The organism is Candidatus Dependentiae bacterium (genome assembly GCA_040878395.1).
Classification (GTDB): Bacteria; Babelota; Babeliae; order Babelales; family Vermiphilaceae; genus JAKBEL01.
In genome coordinates, this window is the sequence record JBBDMI010000002.1 from 1 (window position 1) to 7264 (window position 7264).

General features: G+C 34.9%; 6 protein-coding genes. 2 read left to right on the plus strand and 4 right to left on the minus strand.

Annotation, left to right across the window (positions count from 1 at the left end; genetic code table 11):
* Window positions 1–193: 193 nt before the first annotated feature.
* Genes WD055_00270 through WD055_00280 form a run of 3 tightly spaced genes read right to left on the minus strand, consistent with a single transcriptional unit; the run spans window position 194 to window position 1511 of the window.
* Window positions 194–640, minus strand: coding sequence for a hypothetical protein (locus WD055_00270; GenBank protein MEX0848645.1), 447 nt, complete (start codon window positions 638–640; stop codon window positions 194–196).
* On the minus strand, window positions 637–1125 hold the full coding sequence (locus WD055_00275; GenBank protein MEX0848646.1) for a hypothetical protein: 489 nt from the start codon (window positions 1123–1125) through the stop codon (window positions 637–639). Before WD055_00275 ends, WD055_00270 begins: the two co-directional genes overlap by 4 nt.
* Entirely contained in the window at window positions 1125–1511 is a 387-nt protein-coding gene (locus WD055_00280) for a hypothetical protein (GenBank protein ID MEX0848647.1), read from the minus strand. Before WD055_00280 ends, WD055_00275 begins: the two co-directional genes overlap by 1 nt.
* A 118-nt stretch (window positions 1512–1629) precedes the next feature.
* Here WD055_00280 and WD055_00285 point away from each other — a divergent pair, with 118 nt between their 5' ends.
* Window positions 1630–2976, plus strand: coding sequence for a hypothetical protein (locus WD055_00285; GenBank protein MEX0848648.1), 1347 nt, complete (start codon window positions 1630–1632; stop codon window positions 2974–2976).
* 37 nt (window positions 2977–3013) lie between these two features.
* Complete coding sequence (locus WD055_00290; GenBank protein MEX0848649.1) at window positions 3014–4069, plus strand: hypothetical protein; 1056 nt, start codon at window positions 3014–3016, stop codon at window positions 4067–4069.
* A gap of 772 nt (window positions 4070–4841) precedes the next feature.
* Here the strand turns inward: WD055_00290 and WD055_00295 are convergent.
* On the minus strand, window positions 4842–7264 hold a 2423-nt coding region (locus tag WD055_00295), incomplete at its 5' end, for a right-handed parallel beta-helix repeat-containing protein (protein ID MEX0848650.1).

The following is a 7264-nucleotide window of genomic DNA, read 5'->3' on the forward strand; positions in this document are numbered from 1 at the left end:
TTTACAGGATACTGGCTTTGATTTAAATTATGCACTTCAATATTGAATGTGCGTTTTAAAAAGAGTTTCTTCTAAAATAAGTTATTAAATCTGTGAGTGCGTAAGATGAGTTCATAATGTTTTCATAATATAAGACTGTTATGCGACACGCAACGACAGAGTAAAAATAGAAATAAGACTTTCCTTATAAGCACTAAACCGTTTTCCATTGGCGAATGATAACCTGTTTACACTTTTCATCATCTATATCATTTAACTCAATAATAACCTGTAATGCATGTGCAACCAATTCTCGAGCCAATGTTGCCTCAATACAGATTGTGTTATCTTCAGCTTTTTTAAATATACAGGTTGCATTGCCCTCTTTACTTTCATCAATGTTCCATAAAAAATCGTCGATCGCATATGGCTCTTTTTCAATAGATGCAACAATATGGCTCCAATTTTTCTTAGCTAACTGTATTGCGTATAGCATAAGTGCATGGGTTGCATAACTATGTTTAACCTGTTGCTCCCTTTCAATTACCGTTAACAACACTAATGATGAACGTCTATGTGTATGCAACAGCAATAGACTCAGTGCTGCTAATGTACATATGACCAACACAATTGACGATCCGCTACAGGCTTTTATGTTCATATAACTCTTCCATTATGCAAGCTGATAATCTTCTTATAGGTTTTCATATCTTTTTTTTGATTATAATTGATTTCAATGCCGACAAGTGAAGTATCGCTATTTTTACTTGTGATTGAACTGAAAACAATAGAATTAATCTGCGTTGCAACTAAGCTTTTATTTGATTGTCTCCATCGCTCTTCTTTTTTATCATAATTACGTATTATGCGAAACAAACTATTATTTTCATATTTCCAGCATATTTTTTTATATTTTTCGTTAATATCAACTTGATGATGGTATATGTTTATATCTTGAGCATCAACAGACTGCGCATCACGGGCCAAAACATCAAACGCTATTGGCAACGTCAAAAAATGATTAAATGAACGATTAATCGTATGTAATTTTTTGTTCCAATCTGTAACCAAAGAAAATGTAATCGTTGTGATAAGTATGCACAAAAAAAATTGCATCATCCATGATATAAGTATAAAACCGTGCATCACCCTTCCTTTATGCCCCCGAATAAGCAGATTTTTTTATTTTCTCCTTTGCATTTCCATGCAACCTCTACCAATTGTTGATACATTTTTGGTCTGCTAGGCAATGCATGGGATTGCTGTATAGGCATTTCTTTAATCTCAACGGTATACCCATCACCTATTTCTATTGTTGATGATTTCCCTGTCCATATGAGTTCTATTTGGTTTTGTGCTTTATGCAAAGCTTGCATGCGCATTTTTGCTTGGTGATATTGATTCATCGAAGAAAAAAATGATTGTGCCAATAAAAGAACTACAAAACTTAAAAGAGAAAATGAAATGATAAATTCAATTAATAAAAAACCATTGGTTTGATTCTGTTTACACTTATTTTTAATATGCATCATACATTAAAATACCGTTTAAAAACCTGCTGTTCTTTTGTATATTATTAAAATGGTATACACTAAAGTAACGTGCTATATAAAATTAAATAAAGCAAGAATTTTTCAGGAGTCTTATATTATGAATTTCAAACATCTCTTTTCTACCTCTTTGTTCATTTTAATACTGTTTTGTAATCCTCTCTATTCCGGAGCTGCGCCCATTCCCGGATTCGATCCAAACATGAGTGAAGAAGAACTTCTCAATCAACTTATGGAAGAAATTAACAGTGCATTGCCGGAAGATCAACGTGATACCTTTTGGCAAGAAGTTGCAAAAGAGACTGAACGATTGGAAGAAGCAACAGCCAACATGAGTGATGAAGAAAAAGAAAAATACCTTATGGATCTGATCACTGCCGAACCAGGCAAAGCTGAAGAACTTGAACCGGAAATTCCCGAAGAAAAACCAATAGAAAAAAAAGAAGAAATTAAGCCGGCACCTAGATCAGCCAAAGAAACAAAAGAAATCTCCGAAATACTTCAAAGTATTGTCAGATCAATTGAAAAATTCTTAGATAAAGCTGCAGCCTTTCCTAACTTTGATGGCAAAGTTGAACGTTGGGCGAAACAAAGACGTTTAAATGATTGGCAAGAAGGTCAAAAGTGGGCAACATTTAAAGATGCATTAAACAAATTCATTACCCTATTGAGTAGATTTAAAGAAAAAGATCCAAAGATAGGCATGAAGCATATTGATGCTTTACTCAAAAATGAGCCTTTAATTCAAAGCTTAAAACAACTTGAAGCAAAACTTACACGTGAAGTTCCTTTGATCGAAGTTAATGCATTTGCTATTGCAAGCATGAGTAAACAAACAAAAAATGCAATTGCTCATGTTATCAATGCTTTAACTGAAGCATTGTATCGCTTAAATCTTCCTGATGAATTGCAAAAAATAATTGCTGAATTTGATGTTACGGCAAAACAGTTACGTGAACAGGAAGAAAAAGCTGCCAAAAGCGCATTGACTCAATCAAAAGCATTTCAACCAAGCCGTCCAACACGTGTTGCGGGAAAAGCAGAGCGTAAAAATGGCCTTTCTTTACCGAGTTTAGATGATTTAGGTATTCCCGGATATTCACCTCGTTCAGGCAGTGCATCCGGAACATCCGGCGAATCAGAAACTGCACCCGGTGCAAAAAAATCTCCTTCAGGAAAAATGAGTGGTGGTGATAAAACCGGTGCGGCAAAAAAAGATGACAAAAAAGACGGCAAAAAAGGAACCGACGATAAAAAAGGCAAAGATATTGGTCCTGATAAAAATGCAAAAGATACTGGTGCAATCAAAAGTCCTGATATAAAAAAACATATTGATAGCTTTGAAAAAGATTTAAAAGAGGCGAGTGACACTATGCTTTCAACTGATGAATTATCATCAAAAGAAAAATTAGAAAGTTTTGTGGCATCGACAGCACCGGCAGCTTGAGATAGTTAATGGGAAAATAAAAAAGGAGAAGTCAGTGATGAGTTTAAGAACTGTACAATACACATACATTGTTTTACTATGTATGTTTTTACTATCTGTTGGAACCAGTTATAGCGGTGATAATGAACAACCGGATGCCGAGTCAACAAATATTGAGCAAGAATTACAAAAGTTATGTGATGTCCCTTCAAGGCGGGAAGATTACTTTACTCAATTGATTAAGCGAGAGCCAGATATACAAAACCTTCCGGACGGAGAAGATAAAGAACGATATCTTACTGAATTGGATCAAGCAAAAAATGTTTTACCCGACGCACAAAAAAGAAAATTATACGGCATTTTAGGTCATCAAGTGTATACTGATTTATATACAAGAAATAACCTTGTTCCAAATATTGATCTTATTCAATATTTTCAAGACCTTTCAACAACCGATAATCTGGAACCCTTGCGTAAAGCAGTCGAACTTTATGGAATACTTGTTGAAGAAGTGCCAATAGAAAATGCATTGAATCGTTTGACACCATCGAGAAACCGCAATGAACAAGAAGAAAAAAAATATAAAAAATTAAATGAACATCAAAAAAAAGTTTTTCGGGCATTAGGGCCTATATTATACAAAAAAATAACAAAAAATGAACTGAATAAATTAACTACATTTGCACAAACACACGATGAAGCTGAAATTTTAAAAAACATGCTTAATGAAACTTTATGCAAATTTGAGCAAACTGAAAAACAAAAAAATGAAACAGGAAAAACAAAAACACCTGGACAACAAGAAATATCAGCTCCTCAACAAAGACCTACACCAACTGTTGTGAAAGGCAAAGCACCTGAGAATATAGACAAGGCTAATGCAAAATTAAGTAGTGCATTGCGGAGTCTCCAAAATGCAAAACGTTGGCTTAAAGGAATTGACCGACAAGAACGCACAAATATTAAAAAACGTGTTGAGAACATATTAAAAGAAAACGCAACCGGCATACAACAAATGGCTAATCGTATTAAGCAACTTAAACATATTCCTTCCAATTTAAAAAATTTTGAACAAACTGTTCAGAAAATTAATGCCGAGTTCAAAAGTATATAAGCGATACTTAATCTTAAAGGGTAGTGAGAACTACCCTTTTTTTAATGTAACATTACAAATTTTACTGAGTAGTTTTTTTGTGAAGACTTAAATTTCAACCTAAAGGATACTTTTTAAAATTTATCCATTCTTTACAACAAAAAACATTTTCTTCATTTTGTCATCAAGTATGTTCAAACAATTCTTAAATAGAATATGTGATAATAATCCAGACACAAAAAAACAAAGCAATTTGCCTATTTTGTCATTCCTGAAGGGAATCCAGCGGAAATCGGTGTGGTCTAGAAGAATACTTGGCCAAAAAAGTTTGTTCGTTTGGAGAATGATTGGTTTTTAATATTTTTGAATTTTACTTTACAATACTCTTTAGATAATGCATATCATTAGCCAAGACTTTATTAGCATTAGGCCGGTCACCGCTGGATTCCCTTCGCCTGTCCGCCATAGCCTTGGCGTCGGCTGGAAGGAATGACAAAATGGGCAAATTGTTTTATTTTCTGTCATTCCCAGCCGTCGCTAACCGTACTTCGCATAAAACTTCGCAGGTCTGTCCTCTGACTTGTGCGCAGAAGCTTCAGCGAAGGAGTAAGTTTCCAGCTTCAACGCACACGGCACGATGAGATCTATGTTATAGCACTTAATATCAAGTTATTATTGTTTTGTGCATACGCTTGTGGACATAGACTGCGTCGTAGACTGCGTCCATGCCGAGCGCATAAAAAAAAGGGCCTAGAAAATTCTAGGCCCTTTTTTTATTTTAAATTCCGTTTCATTATGGAATCATATTTATATTATCCCAAGGAGTTGGTGAAGATATAAACGGTACAGATTGTTGTAATGTCACTGTAGTGATACCACTTAATCCTTGGCAATAGTTACGCGCAAGACTTGGGTTTTGTGCATAGTTTCCAAGAATTGAGTTTGGACCATTTGCAGATTCTTCTAAGAAGTTAATGTTTCCGTTTCTCACTAAAGTATTATCATGAATATAACAATTTTGTGTGCCCGGAGTTGAACCATCAAGATGAATACCATTGGCCGTATTTCCAAGACTGTTACATTCAACAATCTCACAATCAATACAATTCGTTAACGAAATACCATCTTCAGTATTTGACATTGTTGCACATCTTATAACTTTAGATGTTGTAGTTGTCGCATAAGCAATACCATTGGTGCCGTTTTCCATAGCTACAGATTCTTCAATTATAATGTTATCACCTGTTGTTGATAAGAAACCATTAACTGTGTTGTTTGAAGCTGCACAATTGTTTATCAATGTTCTTGATGCTGTTGTTAATGACAATCCTGATCCGGTATTTCCTTCCAGACAACTATTAAATAATTTCAAGTCAGTTGGACTGGTGAAGTTCATACCACTTGCTCCGTTATCATAAACATCTACACCATCAATTATCACATTTGAAGTTGCAGCAGTTGCCAAAATACCGTCAGATGTCATATCGCTAATTGTGCCATCAAAGATGAAGACATTTGAAACACCTGAAGACAACTCTATTCCATTTACGCCTGCAGCTCCACCGGATACGGTTCTTTCATTCATATCTAATGAAACATTTGATACTGAAATTGTAATTGCTGCTCCAACACCATCATGATCAACGTTTTCAGCCAAACAGTATCTACCTGGTTCGGAGATCACTTTTGGAATATCTGATTGTAAAATTGGCGTACCACATTCAGTCATGGCAATAAGGTCAATCTTACTTTCAACAGTGCCGCGAACAAATAGGTCAAGTGCACATAATTTACTTTCAACATCATCTATTACACTGCCATCAAAGTCTGCATTTTCAATCAACGATTGAATGATATCAACTTTACTGTCGATCACACAAACTTTTGATTCGATAGTGTCTGCAGTCATTTGAACTTGTTCAACTTCTACATCAATGACATCAACTTTACTGTCAATTGTTTCATCAAGATTAATGATCACATCCAACTTGCTATCTTCAGTGCCACGGATAAACAGATCGAGTGCACAGAGTTTAGATTCAACAATATCAACTACACTGCCATCAAAGTCAATATTATTTATTTTAGAATCTATTGCACATACTTTTGATTCAATAGTGTTTGCAGTCAACTGAACTTGCTCAACTTCAGCATCAATCACATCAACTTTAGAATCGATAGTGATATTTTGATCAATGATCAGATCTAACTTGCTATCTTCAGTGCCACGGATAAACAGATCGAGTGCACAGAGTTTTGATTCAACAATATCAACTACACTGCCATCAAAGTCAATATTATTTATTTTAGAATCTATTGCACATACTTTTGATTCAATAGTGTTTGCAGTCAACTGAACTTGCTCAATTTCATTGTCAACCACATCAACTTTACTGTCGATAGTGATATTTTGATCAATGATCAGATCCAACTTGCTATCTTCGGTGCCACGGATAAACAGATCGAGTGCACAGAGTTTAGATTCAACTGAATCGATCACACTACCGTCAAGATCAATATTATCTAATGTTGAAATGATAACATCTAACTTACTATCTTCGGTGCCACGAATAAACATATCCAATGCGCACAGTTTACTATCAACTTGGTCAATCACACTGCCATCGAAATCTATGCTATTTAATGTTGATTGAATTGCATCAACTTTAGAATCTATGGTGCACACTTTGCTTAATGTATTTTCATCAAGATCGATGATCACATCCAGTTTGCTATCTTCTGTGCCACGAATAAACATATCCAATGCGCACAGTTTACTATCAACTGAATCGATCACACTACCGTCAAGATCAATATTATCTAATGTTGAAATGATAACATCTAACTTACTATCTTCGGTGCCACGAATAAACATATCCAATGCGCACAGTTTACTATCAACTTGGTCAATCACACTGCCATCGAAATCTATGCTATTTAATGTTGATTGAATTGCATCAACTTTTGAATCTATAGTGCATACTTTGCTTAATGTATTTTCATCAAGATCTATGATCACATCCAGTTTGCTATCTTCTGTGCTGCGAATGAACATATCCAATGCGCACAGTTTACTGTCAACTTGGTCGATCACACTGCCATCAAAATCTATGCTATTTAATGTTGATTGAATTGCATCAACTTTTGAATCTATGGTGCACACTTTGCTTAATGTATTTTCATCAAGATCTATGATCACATCCAGTTTGCTATCTT